The following is a 25,326-nucleotide window of genomic DNA, read 5'->3' as shown; positions in this document are numbered from 1 at the left end:
GGTTTGCTGCTTCTTTTTCGGGATTTAAGACAAAACAACGAAGTTAGAACGCATTTGGTAACTTAATCGCAGGTTCCCTAGGGTAACTTTTGCTTCTTGAATGTTTAAATGGATAGCTTTACTTCGTTTGGAACAGGATTATGCTATCTTCAGCAATGTATCACGAACCCAGCAGATACTGTCCTGATAGGCCTGGTTGAGTACCTGTGCAGGGTAGCTTTCGGGAAGAAAGTTCCATTCTCCCATAATATAATTGTCAACGGTGGTCAGTAGTTCACCATAGTCACCATCACCGAATTGAATCGCCGCCACAAGCGCGTCACTAAGGACAACCTGTTTAAGAATATCTTCCTTTGGCGTATCCAACAGAGCATCAAGGCCTGCAAATATGCCCATCATGAAGGCGCTGGATTCAGACAGCCCTGCATGAGTTGCTGCCATCAGTTCACACATTCGGGCGCGGATAAGTGTGTGTCGGGTGAGTTCGTCCGGCTTTCCCATTTCGCCGGAAAATGCGATCAGCGCGCACCAGCGTTTGAGCTCGGTGATGCCGAGTATGACAACGGCCTCCCCAAGATTCTCAATTTTTCTGATCAGGTTAAACAGCGGGGAATTTACAATTCGAAGAATCTTATAGGCCAGTTGCGGGTCGCGCTTAACGACCTGCTCGATGGCAGCTGTTGTCACGTCGGGGTCGGCTAATAGTGACATTAGCTCGATCATGACTATTTCGCTGGAGCTCAGTTTTCGGCCTGCAATGACCTGCGGCTTGCATAGAAAATATCCCTGAAAGAGTTTAAATCCGAGCTCTTTACAGCGATCGAATTCGGCAAGGGTCTCAATTTTTTCCGCCAGAAGGGTGACCTTAAAGGGTTTGAGAAGCTCGGTATGCCGCACTAATTCATCATCGCTCAGTTGAAGCAGGTCGAGCTTAACGATATGAACCATCTGCAGGATCGGATCATATTCAGGGCTGTAGATAAAATCATCCAGCGCCATACGGTAGCCAGCATCAATATAACGTTGAATGCCTGAGATCAGGTTGTCATCAACTTCCATTCCTTCAAGGATTTCAAGCACGATATGCTTTCGGGAGATCTCCGGAATACGATCTGATTCGAGCATCTCTTTGGTTAAGTTGATAAAGGCAGGAAGTGTTGTCAGTGTACCTGCTTCGCAGATACTGGTGTAATTGTTCAGAAGAACCTGAGAGGTGGCGCTGTTTCCATCAGTAACCGGGCTATATGCCTGTGCGTTTTTGTCCCTGTAAAGTAACTCATAAGCAACAACATTGAGTTTAGCATCGAAAATTGGCTGGCGGGCCATGAGTATATCCTGCGCCATCGATGACTCCTAAAAGTGGGCGTGTCAAACAGCACTGTTTTGCTGTGAAGTAGGTCTTGTTAAGTTCTATTATAGCCGCTTAATAGATATCTGAATTTTTATCTGTCACCAGATTGGGTTGTGTTAACGCCTGTTATAGGGTGGTTTCCAGGATGAACGTTATCGGCAACGATGAAGTGGTAAATTCTAACCTAACTGACCGCTGCCGCGGTTTTACTTAGCTGTTTCCGTTTGCCGCAGTTGAAACAGTTGTTATGATTGGCTCCGTGCAGTTAATTTCGAAGGACTGAATGACGTGAAGGTAACTATTATCAAACATCTATCGCTTAAACACGTATTTTCAAAGCCCGGGCTTAGAGGGCGGCTATTATCAAAGCTCCGAATTTTAAAGCCAGTATCTCTGGTATTACTGAGCTTATTTTCAACCACTGCGCTGGCATTTGATTATTTTGTGGTAAACCGTGATGCAGAGGTCTACTCAGCGCCAGGCAGTAGTGAATTGTTGACCCGTTTGAGTCAGGGCAATGTATTACTCGAGATCGATAAAAAAGGTGCCTGGTCAAGGGTGTTCTTTCTCTCACCGGATAAGCAGCCCCAGAAAGGCTGGATGCTAAGTGACAGTCTCACCGCCCAGCAGCAAGGGGTAAGTAGTCCGAAGATTGCTGGGCATACTCATACTGTTGTTGTGGATAGCCTTCGGTTACGGCAAGGGCCGGGTGGGAACTATGCTGTAGTTGGCAGTCTTAGTCGTGATCAGCAGGTGACCGAGTTGAAGCGCGAGGGTGACTGGGTCAAAGTCGGTTTTCGTGATGGGGCCGGTAACGAGACAGAAGCCTGGACCGCCGGACGTTTCCTGAGATCTGTAGCGCCGCAGTCACAAGTGGGCACCTCTAAAACAGAGACCTCTCAGGTAGCGGCTTCTCAAGTAGAGGCTTCTGAAGCAGCATCCCCTTCAGGTCAGTACAGAATCAGTGGTGTGAACGTAAACTTTCGCTCAGGCCCCGGAGCCGGTTATCGGGTGCTGGGTAAGGTGAGTTCGCCACAGCAGGTTAAGGTGATGGATAGTCAGAAGGGCTGGATGAATATACGCTTTGAGCAAAGTGGAACGCCGGTATCTGGCTGGATTTCACAACGCTTTATTGACCCGGTTAAATAGCCGGGTCAGCTGTCTGATAACAAGTGATTACTGTCTGTGCGTTTTGCTATCCGGCGGTTGATCTAAACGTGCTAATGCAGAGGACTATAGGCAAAAAAAATGACAAAAAAAAGGCTGAACAGTGTTCAGCCTTTTTTTGTTGGAGTAGAGATTATTCCTTTTCGGCGATCTCTTCTTCAGGTTCAGCCATCACCGGGACGCCTGCACCTTTTTTGTTGGTTTGAATATCACGTATTTTTGCCAGCTGCTTGTCAATTTTGTGAGCCAGGGAATCCAGTGCAGCAAACAGATTTTCATCAGTGGCTTTAGCAAACAGATCTTTACCGGTAGCGTGTACGGTGGCCTCAACAACCTCCTCTTTACCATTGCTCTTTTCAATAGTGACCTGGGCACTGGTGATAACGTTGTAGCGTCTTTGACTCTCCTCTAACCAGGCTTCAATTTTTTCTCGTAGTGCAGGAGAAACTTTGTCATTTCTATTAGTGATATTGATGTTCATGATGTAACCCTTACTGCAAACTATGCTTGATGTCACACTTACAGAATGCCCTTTTCAGATTTTATTGCAAGCGATTCTGTCATAAAAAAATAACCATTTTGTGTGACAGGATTTACGTCTGTTCAGACCCGTACAAAAGGCTTATCTTCAGACAGTTAGTATATGAGTTAGGCTATAAGTTCTGGTCATTTGATAAATGATTTAATAAATATTTTTAGCCTGAGTGAGCGGCGAAAATCCTTTGACCCCTGGCGAGAATTACCACAGTATCGTTGATAGCGGGTATTAAGTGGAACAATGTTTAAATAGAACAGCTTTTAAGTAGAGCAGGGGCAATGATCAACGAGAGCAACAAGATATCGACTTCGGTGCTGGCGAAAACGCTGGGTAAGAGTAGTCGGCAGATGTTTACCGAGCTGGAGGCGCTGGGCTGGATCAGGCGCGAGCAGGATCAGTGGCAACTGACCGCCAAAGGCGAGTTCGAGCAGGGTAGCTATCGGGATAGTGATCGTTATGGGCGTTACATTGTCTGGCCAGAGAGTGTTACTGAGCACCGCGCCCTGGTGAATGCTGAAGACCAGTACACTGGTGCTAAAGGGCTGGGTTTAAAAACAGGTCTTGCGGCTGCGCGAATCAACCAGCTATTGGCAGAGCTGGGTTGGATAAAACCCTGGTTAAAAGGATGGCAGCTGACGCAGAGCGGTCTGGCTCAGGGCGGCATTCAGAAAGAGGACCCGCACACCGCTATTCCCTATGTGTCATGGCCGAAAGCGCTGACTGAAAACCGGTCGTTCAAGCGTACGCTGAGGCAGTTTAATCTCCACCTTGCCGAGGTTCAGCATCATAGTGGTTGCTGTGCGATGGATGGCCATCTGCTGCGTTCAGAGGCGGAGGTAAAGATAGATAACTGGTTGTATCTTGCGGGGATCATCCACGCCTGTGATAAAGTCTTGCCGGTAAACGAGTCAGCCAAGGCAGATTTTTACCTGCCTCAGATACGCCTCTATATTGAGTTTTGGGGCAGTGAAAATGACCCTTCCTACCTGGCCGATAAGATGCGTAAGAAAGCGCTATACCAATCGAACAATCTCGATGTTATTGAGCTACAGGAGGACGACCTCAATAATCTTGAGGAGTTGCTTCCCCGTCAGCTGCGGCGCTTTGGTCTGGAGTGCTGAGGAGCTATAGCGAGTGTTAAAGTGTTAGTGTTAAGGTTCTAGTGTTAAGCAGCGAAACCTGCCTAAGGTACCGCCATACCCCGTTGAACAAACTCAATGTTAGCCATCCGCTCCATCCAGCCTTTCACATTGGGGAACGCTTCGAGTTCAATTTCCTGCCATTCATAGCGGCAGGCCCAGGGATAGATGGCAAAATCGGCGATACTTAGATCAAGATCAACAATAAACGCATGGCCATCGAGCTGATTATTCAGCACGCCCCAGAGGCGCTGGCTTTCTTCGCTATAGCGATTGATCGCATAGGGGATCTTTTCGTTAGCAAAACGATTGAAATGATGAGCCTGACCGAGCATGGGGCCAAAACCGCCAATCTGCCACATGAGCCATTGCAGACATTCCAGCCTTTTTACCGAGTCTGTTGGTATGAAATTGCCGGTTTTTTCCGCCAGATAGAGCAGTATTGCACCACTTTCGAATAGCTGGATCGCTTTGCCGCCAGGGCCTTCATGATCGGTTATAGCCGGAATTTTATTGTTCGGGCTAATGGCCAGGAAGTCGGGTTTAAACTGATCCCCTGCCAGAATATTGATCGGATGAACCCTGTATGGGAGTGCCGTCGCTTCCAGCATAATAGATACTTTTCGGCCGTTGGGTGTTCCCCAGGTATAAAGATCGATCATGTCCGACTCCTGTCTTTAGTGATGGGCGAAGTGATTATAGATCTCTATCAGCTCATCCGGATTGAAAGTGACAACAATCAGCTCCTGCCCGGGGGTAATAATATTCGGGTTTTGCCCGAGAATCCCTTTATGATAGTTGTAGACGTAGGTATCTTTTACTTTTTTGTCCAGTATAGAACCCAGAAAGGAACTGGTGCTGTTGGGCAGTCGTTCATCTGCCTGCTCAGGGATATCTGCACTGATCAGTTGGGCTTTCAACTGTATCCCCTTAGCAAACGTATCAATCAGACCACTCTGAATGATGCCCCACAAACCCTGATTGTCAGAGTTACTGACGCCATGAATATAGAATAGGGTGCCAGCAGGATTGTCCGGGTTGTTGAGCAACTCTTTCAGTCTTATCTGATCGGCTTGGGGTAGCTGGCTGGCAGGTACTGCTTTGTGCTGCGGCTGCACTGAGCCGCCGATTTTTTCCAGATTGATACCATAAGTCGTAGCACTGCCGTCGTTTACTGCTTCGGTCGCCGCAATCGCTGTCGCCAGGTCAGTGGGTAGTTTGAGTAACTGATCCTGGGTGACGAAGTTGTTTGCCTTATGGATCTCTATTGCCTGTTCTGGCTCAGCGGTTAAGTTCTCGATATGACGCTGTGCCTGTGCTTTATCGATTTGCCGTTGCACGGCTATTTTCGACAGCTCGTCCTGTTCAACCTTCGGAGTGTTGAGGGTTTGCTCAGGCTGAGTCTGGTTGAGATAGAGATAACCTGCAACACCAGCCACAGCCACTATGATTAAGATCAGAAAGTTCCGCATTGTTCCCCCGTTAGAAAGGATGATCAGACTTTTGCAACTATTAAGAAAGAGTGGTTTATTTTCATAAGGTTCAGACTAAAACAGATTTTATCTATATAAAAGTTAAATTGTTTGATCCCAGTGGTGGGTAGAGTAACGACAGCATCAGCGTAGTATGCGCTTCTCTTCTATAATAGGTGAGTTGTTCGCTGTGCTTAACGGAGTGTTGTTATGACTGAGGATATTGAAGAGATCCTGCAATTCTGGTTTGGAACATTGGAGCAGGGGTTTCCGGTCACCAATCGAAAGTCGCTTTGGTGGTTTGGGGATGAGGCGATGGATCGACAACTCGGGGAGTTGTTTGGACATCAGGTTCGACAGGCGATCTGGGGGCAGTTGGATGACTGGGCCGGGCAGCCGAGAGGACGGCTGGCGCTGATCATCCTCTTAGATCAGTTCACCCGAAGTATTTACCGCGGATCTGCGGATGCTTTTTCCGGTGACGCCCGGGCCGAGCAATTGTGCCGCGAAGGTATTGATATCGGCCATGATACCGCCCTTGAGGGCAGTGAAAAGTTGTTTTTTTATATGCCCTTAGAGCATGCTGAAGATATTAGCGCACAGAATCTGTGTGTCGCCCAGATAGAGGGAATGTTATGTACCACTCCCCGGGAACACCGACACCATATCGACAATGCGCTGGATTTTGCTCATGAGCACCGAAATCTGATTGTCCGTTTTGGCCGGTTTCCCTATCGCAATAAGATTCTGGGGCGTTCATCGACTCCGGAAGAGTTGGCCTACCTGAATCAGCCTCATAAACGTTATGGGCAGTAGATATTTGCATCAAACCACAAAAAAGTATTTACTAAACAGAAACATGGGTGTGATTAAAGGAATGAGAAAGTGATAGATACCAGGCAGACTGAAATCCGGGGACGGATTCAGACCATTGTGACTCTGGTGGTTTCAATTCTGGTTTTTGCAGCTCTGTTTATCGGCATCCGTTCCTATGAAGAACGGGTCGCGGTTCAGGCTATTCGACTGGCGATTGAGCACCGGGTCGACGATGTTAATTATGAATTGGCGGGTAAGGCAAAAGATATCGATACCCTTTGGTCAGTGTATGGTCCACAGAAGGAGCTGGCCGAAGAAGAGTTTTATCGCCTGGCTGATCCTATTGTTGCCAGTCATCACACCTATCTGCCTCTGTTTATCGCGTTGATGGGGGGCGGGCTCACCTTTGTCATGCTCGGCATGGGGGTGGGTATGGCTGTGCGTGCCCGGCAGCTGCATAAAGTGCTTGAACATAAAGAACTTGAACTTAAACAAAGCCAGGAAAAACTCGCATCGGTGACCTTAACTGATGAGCTCACAGGGCTGGCGAATGGGCGACATTTTAATCAGGTGCTGTCAACCGAATGCCGCCGGGCAGTGCGGGAATTTAGCCCTCTGACATTGATGCTGATTGAAATTGATAAGGTTGATGCTGAACAACTTCCTGTAAATTTTGCTGACCAACAGGCGGGTTTAGTTGCTGAGGTTCTGAAAGGTGCTATTTCACGCCCCGGTGATATGGCCGCCCGGATAGGCAACAGCCGTTTTGCGATGGTGTTGCCGGCAACCAATGAGCAGTCACCGGTGTTGGCAGATCGTCTTTGTCGCGATATGCATGATATCGAAGTGGCTGGGTATCCGTTGAGTGTCAGCATTGGCACCAGTACCCTGCAGCCCTCTGCGCAGCTGACCGCTGAGAACATTCTGCAGCAAACGGAAGCCGCATTGAATGAAGCCGTTCAAAATGGAGGCGGGCTGGTGCGAGCCAGAACAGAGGACCCTCGTGATATCCCGGTAACCTTTTCTAACTAGACTTATACAGCTGGATTGATATAACCAGATTGATACAATGAAGCCTGCATTTCGCAGGCTTTTTTTGCAGACAGGCACCTGTGCTGTGCTTGGGTCATTTGAACCCTGCTGAGTTATCCATTCAATGAACTGAGATGTTTGTTAAACGCTTCCAGCCATGACTGATAGCGCTCTGCCAGTGACGGGTTGGGTTCGGGGTTAAAGGTTGTTTCCGGCAAAATATTTCGCACACTGTTGGGCAATGTCTGCCAGGCGGCTCCGAGCGCGGTGATGTCGCTCTGTTGATAACGCAGCACTGGTAAGCCGCTCAGGTCGGCAACGCCCTGACAAAGCGAGTCTAACTGGCTAATACCTCCGGCAATGGTGATCTGTTTGGCCGGGGGGAGTGAAGACATCGCTTTGATATTACGGCATATCAGGAAAATAATACTCTCCATGACTGCCACCATTCGTGCTCTGGGGTCGTCGCAGTCGTTTATCCAGCAGGAACGGTCCAGCGGTTGCCAGAAGGGTGAGCCGACACCGCCGACCATATTCATAAACAGGGGGGGATCAGCACATTTAGCCGCCCATCTATCAATATTTCGCGTTTCCGGGCGGCAGATATCAAAGGCCCATTCCAACGCGCTCTCTGCTCCGTTAATAGTGGCTTCGGCACTGTAAAGGGGTTGTTTCCCTGAGAGAATCAGTTGATGCAGAATACGCTCCTGCGGATGCAGCCCCCGTTCAGTGAGGACCCGGTTCATAAAGCCGCCACTGCCCAGGTTGATAAACAGGTTGTCCTGAGACGGCTCACCAAATGCAAACAGGGCGCAGGCCTCGTCACTGCTGACATAGTTCAGGGGCAGGTTAAAGCCTGGTAGTTTGAGGGTGCCAAAGTTGAATTTATTGGGACGAACTTTCGGTAGCAGCGAGTCCGGCAGCTGAAACAGGTCCAGTAGTTCCGGGTGCCAGTCGCGGTCTTTGAGTGAATACAGCATGGTTCTGGCAGCCGTTACACCATCGACCAGGTTAGGGTGCTCATGAAGTAGCTGTTTAATAAGCCAGCCTGCAACAGGGCCGCCGCGAACGCGATGTTTGGCGGTATTAAACACCATATGCTCCATACACCAGCGCAACTTCGACGCAGGCAGGTGGGCATTGGGGTATAGACCTGTCAGTTGGCGAACCATGCTTGCCAGGGGCATCAATTCATCGATGTAATGGAGTCCACGCCGGTCCTGCCCGCTGATCACCGGTGTCAGCGGTTGACCGTTATCCGCATCCCAGCAGAGCACACTGGAGCGTTGTGTAATCAGGGCGGCTGTTCTCAGGTTGGAGCGGTCTTCGCGTTTCAGATTGCTAATCGCTTCGAGCGCAGCGCGCTTCAGTGAAATGAGTACAGCCTGAGGTTGCTGCTCAACGCGGTTGGGCGGCGTATACTGGTTTTTTACCTGTACTTGTCCCCGGCTCAGGCAGTTGCCGAAGCGGTCAAAAACCATCGCTCGACAGCTATGGCTACCCTGATCCATAACAAGGCATAAGTCAGAGCGCATCGGTTATACCCATGCTCTTAAAAGCCAGTGTCGTAAAAGTCTGTGTTGTATTGTCATGCTGATGCTATCGCCTCCATACAGTTTTCTCCCTATTTCCTTATACCCTGACACAGCTAGCGTGTAAAATTCAATGCTGGTGAAATTAAGGGTAAAACAGTGAGCAGCATACACCCGGTTGATGAAAATATTGAGACTTTATTGAGGGTTGCCCGTCATAGAGGATGGCGTCAGCTGGTAGTGCTGAGCGGAGGCCGGGAGTGGTGTCAGCAACAGATTACCCATCTGATTGATCTGCAGGCTCGGGTGTTCTGGATCGGTGAGCCCGGTGTAGGTCTGGATCCTCCGGTATTGCTTAAACCGGTCAGTGCGAAGCAGGCCCATCAATTGCTGGGGCAGGAGAGTGATTTTATCGTCTTCGATTGCTGGAGCGGGTTTAACCCAAACGGTTTTGGTCAGGTTGTTGGAACCCTGATTGCCGGGGGCTTGTTCGTTCTTATAACGCCTCCGCTATCAGAGTGGCAGGCATTTGATGACCCCGAGTATCATCACATCGCCGTGGAGCCGTTCAGTACAGCGGATGTTGGTCGTCGCTTTGTCCGTCACTTGCAGAACGTTATTGCTACCGATTGTGAACTGGTCCATTTCGCTGAGAATGAACCCTGTCCGGATCTTTCAGGATTTGCTAATCAGCTTCAGGATCTCCACGATAAGGCGGAGATTACAACGCTTGCCGTACCTTTCAGAACAGCAGATCAGCAACGGGTTGTTAGCCGCTGTCTTGGTAGTATGCATCAGCCGCGGATGGTTCACGTGCTCACCGCTGATCGGGGGCGGGGGAAAAGTGCGGCGTTGGGGATTCTCTCTGCTACATTGATGAATAATGGTTTAGTACAGCACGGAACTGTCACGCAAACCGCCAAAAGACCAGGCAAAAACCTTGAGGTCATCCTTACCGCACCCTCACGGGGAGCTGTGCAGGCTGTTATATCGATGTTGGAGTCTTTGTTGCCCGCTGAGCGACTTGTCTGTGGCAAGGATTGCTGGCAACTAGGGCAAAGCCGGTTGCGATTTATGTTGCCCGATCAGTTGTCGCAGCAGTGCCCGGATGCCGATTTGTTACTCGTTGATGAGGCTGCTGCGATTCCTGCTCCGGTCCTGTTAAGTTTGTTGGAGTACCCGCGGGTTATCTTCGCTTCAACCCTGCATGGCTATGAGGGGACCGGACAGGGCTTTGCGGTGCGTTTTCTGCCCCATCTCGACCGCAAGGTGCCTGAACGGACGTTGTTGCGTATGCAGCAGCCTGTGCGCTGGGCTGAAGGGGATCCTCTGGAACGTTTTAGCTACCGGGCTTTATTGCTGGATGCTGAGCCTGCAGATCTGGTGGCGGAGACACTGGATTCTAAAGCGGTGAGTTATAGAAAACTGGATCGCGATCTGCTGGTGGGCGATGTCGCCATGATGAAGCAACTATTTGGTCTTCTGATTCTCGCTCACTACCGCACTTCGCCCGGGGATCTGCGTATTTTGCTGGACAGTCCTAATATTGAAGTATGGGCCGGGTTTATAGAACAAGCGGGCGAATCACTGCTGGTTGCAACAGCATTACTGGCGTATGAGGGGCCGATAGCCCCGGAGCTTGCTAAAGCGATTACGGATGGTTCCCGGCGTCCCAAAGGACAGTTGATTCCACAGACACTGCTGGCCCATTGTCATATCCCTGAAGCGGCGCGATGTAGGGGGTTGCGGGTGATGCGCATTGCGGTTCATCCAAAACTGCAGCGCCAGGGGATTGGCAGTGCTCTTTTACGGGCTGTAGAGCAGGGCAGTACAGATATTGACTGGTTAGGTACCAGCTTCGGAGCAACAGCTGATCTGTGCCGCTTCTGGCAACACTTCGATTTACAGTTGCAACGACTCGGCCATAACCGGGATAAAGTCAGCGGAACCCATGCTGCTGTTATGTTACGTGGGATTTCCACTGCTGGCGTTGGGTTGCAGTTAAAAGGCGCTGAAAAAGCCCGGCAACAGCTGCAACAATTAGTCGATTCAGAGAGTGCAGAGATCAGCCATGAGCTGCTCACGGTGCTGCAGTGTTAACAGACAGGGGCTTTTATTCAGTGGGATACGTTTCGGGCTGAGCGGTTTGCAGTATCTCTACCGGATCGTTAAGGCTGATAATCCCCTGGTTCAGCGGGATTAGATTCTGCCCGAAATGAGCTTCTCCATCACGGCCTCTGCGATAGCGCTTTAACACGCTCAGCGGCTCCCGGTCGGGGTTTCGTTGCAGCGTCAGTGGGTCGGTGGTGGTCAGAATACAGCGGCCGCAGGGTTTAACCACCTCAAACTCCACCTCGCCTATTTTAATCCGTTTCCAGCTGTCTTCAGCATAGGCATCGCAGTTTTTAACAACCAGGTTGGGCCGCATCTGTTCCATTCGTACCGTGCTTTTACAGCGCTGGTTGAGATCGGCAAGCGATGCTTCAGAGATCAGCAGCAGTGGGTAGCCATCGGCAAAGGCGACCTGATTGTCAGGTTTGTGACTGACCGGGCGGCTGGATTGTGAGCCGAAAAAATAGAGTTTACAGGGCTGTTGCAAATATTGACTGAACCATTGTTCTGCCTGTTCGCCACAGTAGAGCGCGCTGATACTGTCTTTCCATATGCTGATGTTGTCGTAGCGGCTACTGAAGTCAGCATATACAAGTGTCAGCGGCGCAGCATCTCTCGCTGAAATCATCATCCCATTGTGCAGTAGCGCTGTGTGTACCGTCAGCAGTTGAGGGCGGGTTCGGGCGGTAATAAATTTGCCGTTGGCATCACAGAGGACAAATTGTCGGTCGAAGGCTAAACCCATTGAGGTAACCGCGCTGCGACTGAGGTCAATCGCTGCAGTCGATTTAATCGGGTAGACTGATATCTGGCTAAGCTGTATTGGCGAACGTTTTGGTAGCATCCCTGTTTCTCTGTTTTCTATATTAGCTTATGGGTTTAGGGGAAGGCAGCATGAAGCATAGATTGAATCGTAACGTTTGATCTGTCCTATTGGAATTATTTGCTTAATTATTTACTGTATAGTTCAGGCCTGAGCAGTTCACTGCATAAACTGATGGCAACGAGATAAGAATGGAAATAACCCCGGAAAGGCTGCAAAAGCTGGCCAATATGAAAATGCCTTTTGGTAAGTACAAGGGCTGGGTGCTGGTGGATCTGCCGGAACCCTATCTGGTGTGGTTTGCGGGCAAGGGATTTCCTGAGGGAGAGATCGGTATCCTGTTGCAGATTCTCTATGAGGTTAAGCTTAATGGTCTTGAGGACGTTCTTCGGCCTCTGAGGACATCCTATTAAGACGATCTCTGTGGCTTGTTTAAGTCCGGTGCTGCGGTTAAATTGTAGGCATTGTTGGTTATCAGCTCAGGATTCGTTGACAACTGTCTGGCGGTTGAAAGAAATACGACTATTACCGTGATGATGCCTATGGCTGTGCTCGGGTAGGCTACAGTTAACTATAATCCGCTTTATCTTATTCAGGATAGGATTGATGATTAACATCAGTTCTGAATACTCGAAAATAACCCATATCGATAGATAGGAAGATTTTCAATATGCGTATAACCTCTTTATTAAGTGTTCTGCTTACCGTTTGTGTTGTGACTGCTTCACCTGCTGTGTCCGCAAAGAAAGCTGAGGACTCGGCGCAAGGGGCGTTCGGCGGCGGCCAGAACCATGAGCGATCCGTTGAAGAGAGAAGCCAGCATCAGTATGAAAACACCGTTCGTCACCGAACGTATAGTGATGATGAACGATATCGGATTCGCAACTTCTATCAGCAGCGTGAACAAAATGAGCCGGGCGATAAAGGCAAAGATCACCCAAAAAATGCGCAAAAAGATAAGCAGAAATCGATACCTCAGGGGTTAGAAAAGAAACTGCAGCGTGGTGGAGATCTACCTCCCGGCTGGGAGAAAAAAATCATTCCGGGTGATCGGCTTGATCGCGATCTTTACCGTCAGTCTGAACGTTTACCGGATGAACTGGACAGGGCTATCGGGCGGGTCGCGGGTGAGGAAAATCGCCGCATCGGTAATAAAATAATCAGAGTGCTTGAAGGTGATGCCACTGTTATTGATGTGATTGACATACTGGATGCCAGCGGCGTTATGGAGTGAGGCCAGAAATGACACCGGCTATTCAACTTGCCAAGAAAATGAAAATCCGCTTTGACGTGCATGAGTACAGCCATGATCCTGCTAGTGAGTCGTATGGTGAAGAAGCTGCCACTGCCCTCAATGTTAGCCCTGAGCGGGTCTTTAAAACCCTGCTGGTTGCGCTTAATGGTGATAATCGGCAACTGGCAGTCGCTGTAGTGCCGGTATCAGGGCAGCTGAATCTTAAGGCGGCAGCCAGCGCTTTAAAAGCCAAGAAGCTGACGATGGCTGACCCGCAACAGGCACAGCGTAGCAGTGGTTATCTGGTGGGGGGGATCAGCCCTCTGGGACAGAAGAAACGTTTGCCAACCCTGGTGGATGATTCCGCCGGGCAGTTTGAGACAATCTTTGTCAGTGCTGGGAAGCGGGGGCTGGAGATCGAGTTAAGTGCAGCTGATCTGTTGCAGCTGACCAATGGGTCTATGGCCGGGATTGGCCGCTAGAAAATCTTTGCAAGGCCGCTGTTATCGGTAGATTGCAGCGTTTATTTCTCTATAAAAAAGGCCATCAATGATGGCCTTTTTAAATCAGACAGGGTTTTACCCGGCTTTTTTATGTTCTATATACTCATGGGCTTTGCGCCCGGGTTTGAACTGAGATGCTTCTAAATTGTGCTTATTCAGCAGCTTGTAGAAGTCAGTCCGGTTACGTTGAGCAATCTTAGCTGCCTGAGTGACGTTGCCTGCAGTGATATGCATTACCTTGGTCAGATAGCTTCTCTCAAAGCTGGATCTGGCTTCATTAAAGGATGGGATAACCCTATCCTGATTAGCAATCGCCTGACTGACCAGGCCTTCACTGATTATCGGTGAACCCGATAGCGCGACGGTTTGTTCGACCACGTTTTCCAATTGGCGAACGTTACCGGGCCAGGCTGCCTGAGCAAGGATATGCAGCGCTCCCGGAGAGATCCCTTTTACCTTCGGATTGTGTCGTCTGGCGGACTGTTCGACAAAGTACCGTGCCAGCAGGGGAATATCTTCCGGACGATCACGCAGCGGTGGCAGATCCAGGTTGACCACATTGAGTCGGTAGTAAAGGTCTTCGCGGAACTCACCATCTTCCATCGCCAGCTCAAGATTACGATGGGTCGCTGAGATTACCCGGACATCAATGTCGATAGAGCGGGTGGAACCGACCGGGCGAATAGTACGCTCCTGAATCGCACGCAGCAGCTTAACCTGCAAGGTAGTCGGCATATCACCGATCTCGTCGAGGAACAGCGTGCCGCCGTTAGCGGACTGAAACAGGCCTTCATGTTGCGTGACTGCCCCGGTAAAGGCGCCTTTGGCATGGCCAAACAGTTCCGATTCCAGTAACTGTTCTGGCAGCGCGCCGCAGTTTATCGCCACAAACGGTTTATCGTGTCGGTCGCTGGCATTGTGGATCGCTTTCGCCATCAGCTCTTTACCGGTACCGCTGGGGCCGGTGATCAGCACGCTGACATTAGACTTGGCTACTCGCTCTGCCTGATTGAGCCGCTCATTCATCAGCGGACTCTGGGTGACAATGGCGCTGCGCCAGCTGTCATCCTGGGCATGAGCAGAGTCCAGCGCTGAGTTTATAGTACTAAGCAGCTGTTCTTTATCGATAGGTTTAGTCAGAAAGCCGAAAATACCTTTCTGCGTCGCTTCAACGGCATCGGGAATCGAACCATGAGCAGTAATGATCACCACGGGCAGGGCCGGATGGTCCTCCTGAATGGCGGCAAACAGTGCCATGCCATCCATACCATCCATGCGCAAATCGCTAAGGACAAGGTCGGGTGTTTGCTGTTTGATTCGCTTCAGGGCTTCAACCCCTGAGTTAGCGGTATCGATGCTATAGCCAGAGGCACTCAGGCGTAAACTAAGAACTTTCAGGATACCCGGGTCATCATCAACGATAAGGATGCGTTGTTGAGTAGCTTTCATATTCATTCTCCTCTCTGCCTTTCTAACGAGACAGATCATTCTCAATGCGGGTCAATGCTTCTATTTGCTGCCTGAGCTTATCCCGTTCGGCGGAAAGCGCTTTGCGATCAAGGTCAGCGGTGTTCAGAGCACGTTGTAACGTCATAACAGCTTGCGTGTATTGATAGCGAACAAGCAGGTATAGCTCTGCATCACATTGAGGGGTTTTATCCAGATCGAGTTGCTCAAACATCTCGATGGACTTCTTTAACTGGGCTGTAGAATTTTCAGGCTGACTGAGTAACATCGCCTGAATAATTATCTGGTTCTTCTCTGCTGCCTGCTTCAGCATGGCGGCTTTATCACTGGGCTGGGATTGTTGATATTGCTGTTCCAGCATCATCCACTCACCCATGTCGCCAAGGATGCAAGAATAGCCGTTGTCCGGTGTTGGCAATAGTTGCTTCACCTGACAGCCGCTGATGATGATAACTGTAAATACTACTAACAGCGCTTTACTCATCTGTAGCCTGTCCTTGATTCGGTATACTGATTATAAAACTAACAAATCCATCCTGATTACTGCTTAGTTCAAGGTTACCTCCCATCGCTCTTATTGCTTCCCGGGCAATGCTCAAGCCTATACCGGACCCTTTGACAGAACCCTGCCGCTTATTGACGCCCTGGTAGAAGGGATCAAATAACTGCTCAAGATCGGATTCCGGTATTTCAGGTCCGGTGTTACCAATCTCAATTTTCAGGGATTCGTCCTGTATCGCCAGGGTTATCTTCAGAAGTCCGTTTTCACTGCCGTACACTGAAGCATTGGAGATCAGATTGCTCAGAGCTCGCTGCAACAACCCTTTATCGATTCCCCAGGGGGTGTCCTGCTTAGGTAGTTTTACCTCGATCTGTTTCTGTTTGAGTAACAACTGATGAGAGGCCAGAGATTCTCTGATAACCGGCAGGATAGGTTGCATTTGTAGTTCATGCTCTCCGCCATGCTGCAATCGGTTGTAATCAAGCAGCTGTTCAATCAGTGATTGCAAAGACAGGCTGTTTTCCTGCATCAGGGTGATGATTTCTTTCTGATTGTCGGTCAGGGGCCCGGCAAGCTCCTCAGCGAGGAGATCTGTACCCTCTCTTAGTGTAGTCAGAGGCGTTTTTAATTCATGGGACATATGCCGTAAAAAGGCCTGTTTTTCCTGTTCAAGCAACTGTAGGTGGGTTTCCAGCCACTCAAGTTGCTGGTTGAGCGCAAGAAATTCCTTCGGTCCGGTAAAGGGTTCGGACATGTCCAGCTGGCCATGGCCTAATGCTTTTATGCGCAGCATTAGCTGTTTTACCGGTTGAGTTATGCGGATACTGAAGAATAGAATCAGGATGCTCGACAGGGCGATCAGAAGGCCCGCTTGCAACCAGAGAAGATTCTGCTGTTCTTCCGCTTTGGCGTTTAGAAACTCCAGTCGCTGATCGAGTTTTTTTCGGGTGTCGTCATACAGTGTTTGTGTCAGCGGCACCAGTTCGCTGACTTTATCGCTGGCGGCTTTATCCAGAGGTAGCTCTTCGAGTTGAGCGATGAGTGTAAAAATGGCGCCAATATTACCGGAGTCGATCAGAAAACTGTGCAACTGCAATAGCGCTTTATACTCGGAAAGCTGGGAGCGAAAACGCTCCTCTATCTCGGTCTTTTGAAGTACTTCATACTGTCGTGCAGAGCGCACCAGGTCGCCGGATAGTTCACGAAGATGCTGGCTGCGACTAAAAAAATCAAGTGCTTCTTTGGCGTGCTCGCGCCCCTGGCGAGACAATGTCACCATAGAGTCAGTAGCCTGATAGATGAGGATTCCCAGCGGTGCAACGACTAAAACAAACGCCAGTACTACCAACTGCATCAATGATCGTGTTTGCAGCGAAGAGACCTTTCCAGTATTCAAGTTGTTTATCGCGTAACGTTTCCTGAGCGAGTGTATGAAATCAGATAATTCTCAGTGCCGTGAGGGTGAGAATATTCCGCAGCCCTTTGATCTCTTCCTGCAGTGGCTGAATTTCATCCCGGTTTAAAACACCGTCGTTATTGATATCCAGTTTGTGAAAACTGTTTACCAATGACGGATGACGGCGCATCTCGGTTAGTGAGACTTCATTGTCACGATTTCTGTCAAGAGACTCAAACATTGAGAGTGAGCGGGTTCTCTTTACAGGGGTTTTATCTTTAGGAAGTTCTGAACGGATATGTTCAATCACTTCTATGTTGGATAGTCGTTCCAATGATCTTTCGGGTTCAGCCTGAACCAGTGTTGCAGCGAAGGTCATTGACAATAGTATAGTTGCTACGCGCATCTCTATCTCCCGGAAATTGCTAGTTAAGCGTTAATAAGCAATTACCAGGCCGTAATAGAGAATTTGCTTTTAAAACAATGTACTTATTGTGTTTTGGTTCCTCTATAACCGGGTATAGTATGAACTAACTTTGGATTATTGTCTCTTAAAAGAGACTTGTAAATGGCCAAAGATTGCGTATCCCTTAAAAAACAATGACTTATATGGTTATGAATTTAAGACAGCGGGCGTGGGCTAATGAAACTATTTAACTCGGGTTCCTGTAGAACCGGGTTGCTTAAGCGGCCAATACCTTCGATTTCGATGGTAACGCGGTCACCGGGTTTCATATAGCCTCTGGGCTTCATTTTAACACCTACGCCGCTGCAGGTGCCGGTTGCGATCACATCTCCGGGTTTAAGGGTGCAGACCGATGACAGGGTCGCAACCAGCTGATAGCAATCGAAGATCAGATGACGTGTATTGGAGTGTTGTCGAAGCTCATCGTTGACCCAGGTTCTGAGTTCGAGGTTGTGTGGATCGATACTGTCAGCGGTGACGATCCAGGGGCCCATCGGGCCGTGACTATCGAATGATTTTCCCAGCGTCCAGGTGGGCGATTTGATCTGCCAGTCGCGAACGGATACGTCGTTAACAATGGTGTACCCTGCAATTGCCTGCGGAGCGTCCTCGACGCTGACGTTGCGGCAATATTGGCCGATGACCAGGGCGAGCTCGCCTTCGTAGTCCAGCTTGTCAGAAATGTTGGGTCGGTAGATGGGGGCATCAGGGCCGGTAACACAGCTTGATTGTTTGTTGAACAGGGTAGGAAACTCAGGTGTTTCTAATCCTGTTTCGGCAACATGATCAGCATAGTTGAGGCCTACACCGATAAATTTTTCCGGCTGGGGGATAGGGGCCAGCAGTGTTGTCTGATCCAGCCTGAGAGGCTCAGAAGCGCTTTGCGCTAGCTGTTCCAGTGTCGGTTTTAATCTGTTCAAGTGGCATAAAAGCTCAGCCATCGAACCCGAAAATACTGATCCGGGTATGGGGATGATCTGTTGATCAATAACGATGCCCAACTGTTCTTTACCTGAATGAGTAAACCGTGCAAGCTTCATACGCAGCTGTTCCTGATGACCTGAATAGTGGCCGTTATTTTATCAGAGTTTATCGTCATAATTCAGGCAGACCGATACTTTTAGAGGAAGCCGTTGCAGAGTATGCTAATGGACGTTTATTTATCAAGGGATTGCGCAGACCGATGACCCGAAAAGTCCTTCTTACGCCCATCTTCATGTCAGCATTTATGATAATGCTGACACTGGCTGGGTGTGCTGTTGATAAACCTCAGTATTTTCCGTTACCGGCTAAGGTGCAGTCACTTTCCGGGGTGTTGCTTGAAGGCGAAGGCGGTCTGTGGTTTCAGCCTTGCTATGAGCGGCTCTGGTGGCCGGTGCAGGACTTAACTGAGCAGCAGGAGCTCACTGAGATCTATCAAAAGTTTACTGCTCTCAGCAGGGAGGTGCTCTATGTCGAGTTACAGGGGGCTGTAGATGCTTCGCAGAGTAACCGCTTGCTGGTAAAAACGGTCGATACCGTCGGCGGTACCGCGCAGACCTGTCATTTTAGTCTCGAGGGGCTGGAGTTCAGGGCTGCAAGCAGTAAGCCTGTCTGGGTAGCGGATATTCGAACCAGCCAGGTTCTTGTCAAAAGTGTTAACCCTCCAGGCAGTTATAGTTTTTATACGGTTAACGAAACAGCGTTTGCCAACGACCCGCAGGGGAAGCAAGATTCTGATGCGGGTGGAAATTCTCAGCCTGAGACGGTTGCGCAGGGTGGCAGTGTTACTGACGCTGCAGACATAACGAACGATTTGAAAGTGGTTGCCTTTTATCGGGAGAAAACACCCTCGAAGACACCTTTACAGATAAAAATTATACAAAAGCGCTGCATCGATTCTGTAACCGGTACACTGTTGCCGTTCACTGCAGAGATGCGCTTCTATGGTCAGCTATACCCGGGGTGTGCGAGGAAAGGGCAGCCACTTAACAGTGAAATTAACGGTTTTTACTGGTATCAGCCCGAAGGAAAGCCGCAGGTGATGTTTAAGCTTTCTGCCGATCAGCGGGTGCAGCTAGTGACGCGGGATTCTCAGGGGAAGACAGTCACGGAACGAGGTCGCTGGCAACAGCTTCAATCGGGCAAGCTGATTTTTAGTATGCGTGACGTAGTGCAACGGGAATATCTGATGTTGTTCTTTCGCGAGCCGGATGGTCGCCTGATTCTGCAGACCGGCTCTGAACATCTGGTTAGTTTAGGCGCTGCGTTCAAGCTGTGGCGACCTTCCGGGCTGGAAGGTGGACAGGTGTTAGCGATAGCAAAACCTGCAAATGAACCTACAGAACAGTTACCGTTACCCACACAGACTTTACCTGGAGCTGCTGTTGTGGAATCTTCTTTGATTGAGAGATCGGCGGTTTCGTCCTCACTGTCGGAGTCAGTATTACCGGACTCTCAGGTACAGGCTGCTGATATCGATGCTGAACTACTGAATGAAATTATGGTTAACGAGGTAGGCCCCGGTAACAGCACAGTCACCGGGACAAAAGATAAACCGTAATCAGCCAAGCTCGTTTAGCAGAAGGTCTTTCGCCTGATTAATCTCTGCTGCCAGGTAGTCGCTGCCGCCCCGGTCAGGATGGAGTTTTTGCATCAGTCGCCGATGCGCTTCGATAACCTGCTCTTTTGATGCGCCGGGTTCCAGTCCCAGAATCTGATATGCTCTGTCTGTGTCTGAAACATTCTGGGCTGGGTTGTTTATCCCATCGCCTGCCTTGTCGTCTTCACGCCAGCTATCGCCAAAACGTTTATCCAGATAGGTTTCGAGTAGCCGGGCCGATTGAGCATCATTTTTGCGGCAGTAGTTCAGCAATTCGATAAACTCGGATTCACTGAGTGTCGCCAGTTGTCGCCCTTGCAGAGGGCCTTCCAGTACCTCCCCCTCCAGCGAACTTGTTTCATGATTCAGACTCATTTTCAGAATACGGCTATTAACTTCAGAGGTATTACTGCTGCTTTGTTGTTTGCTTTGGTAGTGTTTGAACAGCTTTCCAATAAAGGGTAACAGGGGCAAAAGGCGGCGGGCAAAAGGCAGTGAAACTGCCAGCAATGCACCAATCCAGCCTAGTTTTCCGGTGACCAGCAGATAAAAAAGTGCAGCGGCACAGACTCCGATTAGCAGCATGAAGTTAGCCTTGCGCCGATCGGCTGGTGGTTTGCTGCGTAACCAGAGGAACCAGCCCAGCAGGACTAATCCGAGCAGAATAAGAACAATAGGGTTCAAGAGAGATCCTTGTTATTTAAGCTGGTGGGTGAGTTGCAGAATGTCCGGGTCTCCCTTTTTTGCGTATTCAAGCAGGGCCCGACGACCGCCTGTGGCATACACTGCGACCGCGCTCAGCAAGGCCTTGAGCGTTGCAGCGCTGCTGTCATCAAAGCGACAGTATGCGCCCCCTGAAAGTTTTGCCATCTGTTTGAATGCCCGGGCAGCAGTGATGTCGCGTCCCTCCTGAAAGATGAACAGTGGGGTTGAGTGAATACCCAGTTGACCGGACAGTTGACAGAGAAAGTCAACTGGTTCTTCAACACAATCGCCGATAAAGATGATCGCCTGAACCGGCTGCTGCCGGGTCTGCTTCAGGCTATGTTCCAGCAAGCGCGCGATCTGGGTATGACCGCCGAGACACTTAACGCTGTTCATGCGATTCAGCAGACTGTTGGTGTCCTGTAGCCATCCGCTGGCGCTGAAACTGCTTAAACCGCCATAATGACAGAGCTGGATCGCTAGTTTACCCAGTTCCTGGGTTTGCAGAAACATTTCGCTTTGAAGGTGGCAGGCGTGATCCCAGGTTCTTTCGCGGCTGGCGGTCGCATCCAGAGCAAAGATCATCCGGGCGTTACCATGCACAGGCGCCGCCAGTTGCTGCGCCTGCTGCAGAAATTCTTCGATATCCTGATGACTGGATACTGTACTCAGGGCGTGTTTTTCTTTCATATAGCTTCAGACCTGACAAATTTTGGTGGAACATTTTGACTCGGTAATAGTGTACTCCATTTGAAAGTCTGGCAGAAAAAAAGAGGCATTGCCGCCTCTTGTTATACTCAGAAATGTAAAAATTAGTTCAATTCGCCAATGTAACGTGCGCGTTTTTTCTCTTTCAGGTAGTTCATATCAACCAGAACCAGGCCGTCAACACAGAAGTTAAAGTCGGCATCGACACCAAAATCGAGGAAACGCACGCCACCCTCTTCACAGACATCCGCATACTGTTTGTAGAGTGTAGGTACGGCGCAGTTGAGGAAGTCCATCTGCTGCTTCAGGGTTTTAAAGTCCTCTTTGTAATCTGTGCCACAGAATAATTTCTGCAGATCAGCCGTCGTTTCCGGTTTAATCGAGTATGGCGTGAAAGACTTGCCCAGCGCGTCCTGATCGGGAAAATACAGGCTGTAAAAATAGACCAACAGATCCTTGGCGTGTTGTGGGTAGCTATTGCTCAGGCTGACCGGACCGAACATATAGCGGACTTCCGGGTGACGTTTTAAATAAGCGCCAATGCCATACCAGAGATAGTCGAGGCTGCGTTTACCCCAGTATTTTGGCTGCACGAAACTACGCCCCAGTTCGATTCCCTGTTCGAAAAACTGCTGCATCGAGGGGCTGTAATTGAACAGCGTTGAGCTGTATAGCTGATCATCTTCGCTATTATTCATCTTCCAGGCTTCTGCCAGACGGTAAGCGCCGACGATCTCCAGTTCCTCTTCGTCCCAGAGAATCAGATGGCGATAGTGAGAGTCATAGCGATCCAGATCGAGCTTTTCGCCAGTACCTTCCCCGACACAGCGGAATGATACTTCCCGCAGTCGTCCGACTTCGCGCATCACCGCTGAGTCAGCCTGATAATCAAACAGGTAGATGCGCTTACCGTCAGCGGTTTCCCCCAGCAGTTCTGACTGTTTCAGCTCTTTTTTCAGCGCTTTACGATCTTGTGGATGAGCAACGGTTTTTTCCGTTTTGAATAGCGGGCTCTTGCCTCTGGCCAGACGGTAGAGATGCTTACGCACCATCTTGCACTTTTCCAGCCCTGATACCGGCAGTTTGTCCAGCTGGCTGTAGGGAATAGGTTCACCCACTTTGAACTTCAGGTTCATGGAGTGTTTGTTAAACATCTCCCTTGGCAGTAGCACTGCCGCCAGGGCACGATTGATGCCGGAGATGGTATAGAACAGGGAGGAGTTCTTGCCGCCGATAAATACAGGCAGGATAGGGCTGTTGGTTTTTTTGGCAAAGTGCAGAAAGCCCTGATTCCAGTTGCTGTCTTTGATGCCCGTTGCTCCGGCCCGCGACACTTCGCCTGCGGGGAAAACAATCACCGCTTCCTCGTTATGCAGTGCGTTATTGATATTGGCAATGTCCTGCTTGCGGGTCGCCCGGTTAAGGTTGTCTACCGGAAGCAGCAGGGGACTTAACTGTGAAAATGAGGACAGCATATCGTTGGCAACGATACGTACATCTTTACGGATTTCGCCGATCATTTTCAGCAGCGCGAGGCCGTCTAGGGCCCCGAGAGGATGGTTAGCAATGATCAGTACCCGACCACTGGAGGGAATATTCATCAGGTCTTTATTGGACAGACTATAGGTGAAATTGAAGTAGTCCAGCACCCGGTCAATAAATTCAAACCCCTGACAATTATGATTTTCTTCAAGAAACGCATTGACCTCATGTTCATGGAACAAACGGCGCAGCATAAACAGAGCCGTTTTTCGGATGACCGAGGGCTTAGAGGCAAAAGAGGGGTACTTATCGGTGATGACCTGTTCAACGTTGATCACTTTTTCTGGCCTTTACTATGATGTTCACATGTGAAATTTATGTGATTTACATGACAGCAGATTGGCAGAATAGTGACCATCTTGTGACAGTCGCTTTTTAGGGGGCAGGAATATCTGTTCGCTTGCGGAGCTGATCTATTTTAACTCCAGTGATTCCTTCCAGAAGTCTCTGTCCTCTATTCGTCGGCCATGATTCTTCCGGCGACAATTTTCGAAGCGAATTTCATCACGCCGGTCTTTCACTTTACGACGATCCTGCCCCGATCTTCGCTCGTTAATCAGCCGACCATGTTCTCGGGATGTGTTTGCCTGATCTGTTTTCATCGTGATATCCCTCATTAACTACTTTTAAGCTTAGAGGGCTTTTTGGAATTTTCGAGCACAGAGTGGCCTGTAGTTGAGGCAGGACAGTTATCGAGTGGATGTTTTTCCGCTTGCCTTCTTGACGTTTTGTATCGTAATCCTCTAGATTAGACAGCTGTATTTTTAAGCTTCACGTTGATCTAAGGGAATAGACGTATAATGGACAATCTGAACACGACATTTGCCCGTCGGCTTTTTATATCTCATCTCATCACCACTGTTGAACGCCCCAGCGTCCCTGTTTTAATGGAAAAAACAGGCTGGCCGCGACGTACCATACAGGATGTCATCAAAGCGATTCCGGGAATGGGGGTGAACATCTATTTTAAACAGGATGGCCGGCGAAACAATGACGGTTACTATGTTATCGATCAGTGGGGTGCTATCAATCCTGACTGGTTGCAGCAGAATATAGATAACGTTAAGAGTACGCTGGAATTTAATTAACTGTTTATATGTACAGTATTTAGTAGTAGGCTTAGGTATCGACGCAACTTCACTTCGCGTTAATCCGGGCCTGGCAGTGACAGATACAGTTCAACGAAAAATAATCCATTGTGACTGCGATTGCTTCTTTGCCGCAGTCGAGATGCGGGATAATCCCGCGCTCAGGGATATTCCTCTGGCGATTGGAGGCTCCTCCGATCGTCGCGGCGTTATCTCTACCTGCAACTATCCAGCACGAAAATTTGGTATTCACTCAGCCATGGCGACCGCTCATGCGCTTAAACTGTGTCCCGGCCTGACCGTGATTCCCGGCAGCATGGAGAAGTACCGCCAGGCGTCAGCGGCTATCATGGAAATCTATCGCGATTATACTGATCTGATTGAGCCACTGTCGCTGGACGAAGCTTATCTTGATGTCACCGGTGCCACCATTAAAGGGGGAAGTGCCACGCTGATTGCGGAGGAGATCCGCCAACGGGTAAAAGAAACCGTGGGTATTACCATCTCTGCTGGCGTCGCACCGAATAAGTTTATTGCTAAAATTGCCAGTGACTGGAATAAGCCGGACGGGCTGTGCGTTATCACCCCGGATCAGTTGGAAGCCTTTGTCTTGCAGCTGCCGGTCAAAAAGATCCACGGAGTGGGCAAGGTTACCACGGCTAAGTTACAGCAGATGGGGATAGAGACCTGTGCTGATCTGAGACAGTTAAGCATGGCGCAGCTGGTGAATCGGTTTGGCCGGTTTGGCAAGCGTCTGTATGAGCTGAGCAGGGGCGAGGATGATCGTCCGGTGAGAACCAGTCGGGAACGTAAATCGATCAGCGTAGAACATACTTTTTCTGCGGACCTTCCCGATCTTTCCAGTTGCTTGCAACAGTTACCTGCCATACTGGCTGAGCTGGAGTTGCGTTTCAAGCGACATGACGAGCAGCGTGAGGTCGCCGGTGCAGTGATTAAGTTAAAGTTCTCAGATTTTACCCAGACCACGGTAGAGCAGAGTGCAGCGGAATGTCCCCTGGCACTGTATGAACATCTGTGTCGGGAGGCCTGGTCCCGGGGTAAGAAAACCGTGCGTCTGATCGGTATGGGGTATCGGCTTAAACCCCGGAATCTGCAAACGGCGATACAGCTGAAACTGATTGATTAACATAA

The 25,326-nt window shown here is 49.6% G+C and carries 26 protein-coding genes; 11 read left to right on the top strand and 15 right to left on the bottom strand.

Going from position 1 to position 25,326, the window contains the following annotated elements; translation table 11 throughout:
• Positions 1-138 precede the first annotated feature (138 nt).
• The gene (locus Q0499_RS02490) at positions 139-1,344 is read right to left on the bottom strand and encodes an HDOD domain-containing protein (RefSeq protein WP_299195686.1); all 1,206 of its coding nucleotides are present in this window, start codon (positions 1,342-1,344) and stop codon (positions 139-141) included.
• A 295-nt stretch (positions 1,345-1,639) separates the two neighbouring features.
• Here Q0499_RS02490 and Q0499_RS02485 point away from each other — a divergent pair, with 295 nt between their 5' ends.
• Complete coding sequence (locus Q0499_RS02485) at positions 1,640-2,500, top strand: SH3 domain-containing protein (protein ID WP_299195684.1); 861 nt, start codon at positions 1,640-1,642, stop codon at positions 2,498-2,500.
• Between the two features lie 151 nt (positions 2,501-2,651).
• Here Q0499_RS02485 and raiA read toward each other — a convergent pair whose 3' ends face one another.
• A complete protein-coding gene (gene raiA, locus Q0499_RS02480) occupies positions 2,652-2,999 on the bottom strand; it encodes a ribosome-associated translation inhibitor RaiA (protein ID WP_299195682.1) in 348 nt (115 codons plus the stop codon).
• Between the two features lie 335 nt (positions 3,000-3,334).
• Here raiA and Q0499_RS02475 point away from each other — a divergent pair, with 335 nt between their 5' ends.
• Positions 3,335-4,177: a hypothetical protein gene (locus tag Q0499_RS02475; RefSeq protein WP_299195681.1), complete on the top strand. Its 843-nt coding sequence runs from the start codon at positions 3,335-3,337 to the stop codon at positions 4,175-4,177.
• A gap of 62 nt (positions 4,178-4,239) precedes the next feature.
• Here Q0499_RS02475 and Q0499_RS02470 read toward each other — a convergent pair whose 3' ends face one another.
• Together Q0499_RS02470 and Q0499_RS02465 are read right to left on the bottom strand one after the other, a co-directional pair.
• Positions 4,240-4,857, bottom strand: coding sequence for a glutathione S-transferase N-terminal domain-containing protein (locus Q0499_RS02470; RefSeq protein WP_299195679.1), 618 nt, complete (start codon positions 4,855-4,857; stop codon positions 4,240-4,242).
• 15 nt (positions 4,858-4,872) lie between these two features.
• Entirely contained in the window at positions 4,873-5,667 is a 795-nt protein-coding gene (locus Q0499_RS02465; RefSeq protein WP_299195677.1) for a hypothetical protein, read from the bottom strand.
• A 210-nt stretch (positions 5,668-5,877) separates the two neighbouring features.
• Between Q0499_RS02465 and Q0499_RS02460 the strand changes: the two genes are divergently transcribed.
• Together Q0499_RS02460 and Q0499_RS02455 are read left to right on the top strand one after the other, a co-directional pair.
• The gene (locus Q0499_RS02460) at positions 5,878-6,483 is read left to right on the top strand and encodes a DUF924 family protein (RefSeq protein ID WP_299195675.1); all 606 of its coding nucleotides are present in this window, start codon (positions 5,878-5,880) and stop codon (positions 6,481-6,483) included.
• A gap of 69 nt (positions 6,484-6,552) precedes the next feature.
• On the top strand, positions 6,553-7,515 hold the full coding sequence (locus Q0499_RS02455; protein ID WP_299195673.1) for a GGDEF domain-containing protein: 963 nt from the start codon (positions 6,553-6,555) through the stop codon (positions 7,513-7,515).
• A 113-nt stretch (positions 7,516-7,628) separates the two neighbouring features.
• Here the strand turns inward: Q0499_RS02455 and Q0499_RS02450 are convergent, their stop codons facing one another.
• Positions 7,629-9,050 carry an FGGY family carbohydrate kinase gene (locus Q0499_RS02450; RefSeq protein WP_299195671.1) on the bottom strand — a complete coding sequence of 474 codons (1,422 nt, stop codon included), beginning with the start codon at positions 9,048-9,050 and terminating at the stop codon, positions 7,629-7,631.
• A 156-nt stretch (positions 9,051-9,206) separates the two neighbouring features.
• Here Q0499_RS02450 and Q0499_RS02445 point away from each other — a divergent pair, with 156 nt between their 5' ends.
• On the top strand, positions 9,207-11,147 hold the full coding sequence (locus Q0499_RS02445; protein ID WP_299195669.1) for a GNAT family N-acetyltransferase: 1,941 nt from the start codon (positions 9,207-9,209) through the stop codon (positions 11,145-11,147).
• Between the two features lie 13 nt (positions 11,148-11,160).
• On the opposite strand, the gene Q0499_RS02440 is transcribed toward Q0499_RS02445, so the two are convergent.
• Positions 11,161-12,003: an MOSC domain-containing protein gene (locus tag Q0499_RS02440; protein WP_299195667.1), complete on the bottom strand. Its 843-nt coding sequence runs from the start codon at positions 12,001-12,003 to the stop codon at positions 11,161-11,163.
• A 170-nt stretch (positions 12,004-12,173) separates the two neighbouring features.
• Between Q0499_RS02440 and Q0499_RS02435 the strand changes: the two genes are divergently transcribed.
• From Q0499_RS02435 to ybaK, 3 genes are all read left to right on the top strand, one after another.
• The gene (locus tag Q0499_RS02435; RefSeq protein ID WP_299195665.1) at positions 12,174-12,395 is read left to right on the top strand and encodes a DUF3820 family protein; all 222 of its coding nucleotides are present in this window, start codon (positions 12,174-12,176) and stop codon (positions 12,393-12,395) included.
• Between the two features lie 257 nt (positions 12,396-12,652).
• Positions 12,653-13,216 (top strand): hypothetical protein, encoded by a 564-nt coding sequence (locus Q0499_RS02430; RefSeq protein ID WP_299195664.1) that lies wholly within the window; start codon positions 12,653-12,655, stop codon positions 13,214-13,216.
• 8 nt (positions 13,217-13,224) lie between these two features.
• Complete coding sequence (ybaK, locus tag Q0499_RS02425) at positions 13,225-13,698, top strand: Cys-tRNA(Pro) deacylase (RefSeq protein ID WP_299195662.1); 474 nt, start codon at positions 13,225-13,227, stop codon at positions 13,696-13,698.
• 96 nt (positions 13,699-13,794) lie between these two features.
• Here the strand turns inward: ybaK and Q0499_RS02420 are convergent, their stop codons facing one another.
• From Q0499_RS02420 to Q0499_RS02400, 5 genes are all read right to left on the bottom strand, one after another.
• On the bottom strand, positions 13,795-15,168 hold the full coding sequence (locus Q0499_RS02420) for a sigma 54-interacting transcriptional regulator (RefSeq protein WP_299195659.1): 1,374 nt from the start codon (positions 15,166-15,168) through the stop codon (positions 13,795-13,797).
• A gap of 22 nt (positions 15,169-15,190) precedes the next feature.
• Positions 15,191-15,670 (bottom strand): hypothetical protein, encoded by a 480-nt coding sequence (locus Q0499_RS02415; protein WP_299195657.1) that lies wholly within the window; start codon positions 15,668-15,670, stop codon positions 15,191-15,193.
• On the bottom strand, positions 15,663-17,084 hold the full coding sequence (locus Q0499_RS02410; protein ID WP_299195655.1) for a HAMP domain-containing sensor histidine kinase: 1,422 nt from the start codon (positions 17,082-17,084) through the stop codon (positions 15,663-15,665). Before Q0499_RS02410 ends, Q0499_RS02415 begins: the two co-directional genes overlap by 8 nt.
• 40 nt (positions 17,085-17,124) lie before the next feature.
• Positions 17,125-17,490, bottom strand: a complete 366-nt coding sequence (locus tag Q0499_RS02405; protein WP_299195653.1) for a hypothetical protein — start codon at positions 17,488-17,490, stop codon at positions 17,125-17,127.
• Between the two features lie 215 nt (positions 17,491-17,705).
• Positions 17,706-18,590, bottom strand: a complete 885-nt coding sequence (locus tag Q0499_RS02400; RefSeq protein ID WP_299195651.1) for a fumarylacetoacetate hydrolase family protein — start codon at positions 18,588-18,590, stop codon at positions 17,706-17,708.
• Between the two features lie 143 nt (positions 18,591-18,733).
• Between Q0499_RS02400 and Q0499_RS02395 the strand changes: the two genes are divergently transcribed.
• The gene (locus tag Q0499_RS02395) at positions 18,734-20,092 is read left to right on the top strand and encodes a hypothetical protein (protein ID WP_299195649.1); all 1,359 of its coding nucleotides are present in this window, start codon (positions 18,734-18,736) and stop codon (positions 20,090-20,092) included.
• On the opposite strand, the gene Q0499_RS02390 is transcribed toward Q0499_RS02395, so the two are convergent.
• The 4 genes from Q0499_RS02390 to Q0499_RS02375 all read right to left on the bottom strand — a co-directional run bounded on the left by Q0499_RS02390 (position 20,093) and on the right by Q0499_RS02375 (position 23,688).
• Positions 20,093-20,815 (bottom strand): DnaJ domain-containing protein, encoded by a 723-nt coding sequence (locus tag Q0499_RS02390; RefSeq protein ID WP_299195647.1) that lies wholly within the window; start codon positions 20,813-20,815, stop codon positions 20,093-20,095.
• Positions 20,816-20,827: 12 nt separating this feature from the next.
• A complete protein-coding gene (locus tag Q0499_RS02385; RefSeq protein WP_299195645.1) occupies positions 20,828-21,526 on the bottom strand; it encodes a VWA domain-containing protein in 699 nt (232 codons plus the stop codon).
• A 122-nt stretch (positions 21,527-21,648) separates the two neighbouring features.
• Positions 21,649-23,364 (bottom strand): lysophospholipid acyltransferase family protein, encoded by a 1,716-nt coding sequence (locus tag Q0499_RS02380; protein WP_299195643.1) that lies wholly within the window; start codon positions 23,362-23,364, stop codon positions 21,649-21,651.
• A 135-nt stretch (positions 23,365-23,499) separates the two neighbouring features.
• Positions 23,500-23,688, bottom strand: a complete 189-nt coding sequence (locus tag Q0499_RS02375) for a hypothetical protein (protein ID WP_299195641.1) — start codon at positions 23,686-23,688, stop codon at positions 23,500-23,502.
• Between the two features lie 198 nt (positions 23,689-23,886).
• Here Q0499_RS02375 and Q0499_RS02370 point away from each other — a divergent pair, with 198 nt between their 5' ends.
• Both Q0499_RS02370 and dinB read left to right on the top strand, forming a co-directional pair.
• A complete protein-coding gene (locus tag Q0499_RS02370; protein ID WP_299195639.1) occupies positions 23,887-24,174 on the top strand; it encodes a helix-turn-helix domain-containing protein in 288 nt (95 codons plus the stop codon).
• 76 nt (positions 24,175-24,250) lie between these two features.
• Entirely contained in the window at positions 24,251-25,321 is a 1,071-nt protein-coding gene (dinB, locus tag Q0499_RS02365; protein WP_299195637.1) for a DNA polymerase IV, read from the top strand.
• Positions 25,322-25,326 lie beyond the last annotated feature (5 nt).

It is taken from the genome of uncultured Amphritea sp. (genome assembly GCF_937127095.1).
Classification (GTDB): domain Bacteria; phylum Pseudomonadota; class Gammaproteobacteria; order Pseudomonadales; family Balneatricaceae; genus Amphritea.
The sequence above is the reverse complement of the archived record's forward strand: the minus strand, read 5'-3'. Positions and strand labels throughout refer to the sequence as shown.

Bases quoted from the DNA above. Each gene is read 5' to 3' on its own strand.
- Q0499_RS02490 (WP_299195686.1), bottom strand. From the start codon at position 1,344: ATGGCGCAGGATATACTCATGGCCCGCCAGCCAATTTTCGATGCTAAA.
- raiA (WP_299195682.1), bottom strand. From the start codon at position 2,999: ATGAACATCAATATCACTAATAGAAATGACAAAGTTTCTCCTGCACTA.
- Q0499_RS02475 (WP_299195681.1), top strand. From the start codon at position 3,335: ATGATCAACGAGAGCAACAAGATATCGACTTCGGTGCTGGCGAAAACG.
- Q0499_RS02470 (WP_299195679.1), bottom strand. From the start codon at position 4,857: ATGATCGATCTTTATACCTGGGGAACACCCAACGGCCGAAAAGTATCT.
- Q0499_RS02465 (WP_299195677.1), bottom strand. From the start codon at position 5,667: ATGCGGAACTTTCTGATCTTAATCATAGTGGCTGTGGCTGGTGTTGCA.
- Q0499_RS02460 (WP_299195675.1), top strand. From the start codon at position 5,878: ATGACTGAGGATATTGAAGAGATCCTGCAATTCTGGTTTGGAACATTG.
- Q0499_RS02450 (WP_299195671.1), bottom strand. From the start codon at position 9,050: ATGCGCTCTGACTTATGCCTTGTTATGGATCAGGGTAGCCATAGCTGT.
- Q0499_RS02440 (WP_299195667.1), bottom strand. From the start codon at position 12,003: ATGCTACCAAAACGTTCGCCAATACAGCTTAGCCAGATATCAGTCTAC.
- Q0499_RS02435 (WP_299195665.1), top strand. From the start codon at position 12,174: ATGGAAATAACCCCGGAAAGGCTGCAAAAGCTGGCCAATATGAAAATG.
- Q0499_RS02430 (WP_299195664.1), top strand. From the start codon at position 12,653: ATGCGTATAACCTCTTTATTAAGTGTTCTGCTTACCGTTTGTGTTGTG.
- ybaK (WP_299195662.1), top strand. From the start codon at position 13,225: ATGACACCGGCTATTCAACTTGCCAAGAAAATGAAAATCCGCTTTGAC.
- Q0499_RS02420 (WP_299195659.1), bottom strand. From the start codon at position 15,168: ATGAAAGCTACTCAACAACGCATCCTTATCGTTGATGATGACCCGGGT.
- Q0499_RS02415 (WP_299195657.1), bottom strand. From the start codon at position 15,670: ATGAGTAAAGCGCTGTTAGTAGTATTTACAGTTATCATCATCAGCGGC.
- Q0499_RS02405 (WP_299195653.1), bottom strand. From the start codon at position 17,490: ATGCGCGTAGCAACTATACTATTGTCAATGACCTTCGCTGCAACACTG.
- Q0499_RS02400 (WP_299195651.1), bottom strand. From the start codon at position 18,590: ATGAAGCTTGCACGGTTTACTCATTCAGGTAAAGAACAGTTGGGCATC.
- Q0499_RS02395 (WP_299195649.1), top strand. From the start codon at position 18,734: ATGACCCGAAAAGTCCTTCTTACGCCCATCTTCATGTCAGCATTTATG.
- Q0499_RS02385 (WP_299195645.1), bottom strand. From the start codon at position 21,526: ATGAAAGAAAAACACGCCCTGAGTACAGTATCCAGTCATCAGGATATC.
- Q0499_RS02375 (WP_299195641.1), bottom strand. From the start codon at position 23,688: ATGAAAACAGATCAGGCAAACACATCCCGAGAACATGGTCGGCTGATT.
- Q0499_RS02370 (WP_299195639.1), top strand. From the start codon at position 23,887: ATGGACAATCTGAACACGACATTTGCCCGTCGGCTTTTTATATCTCAT.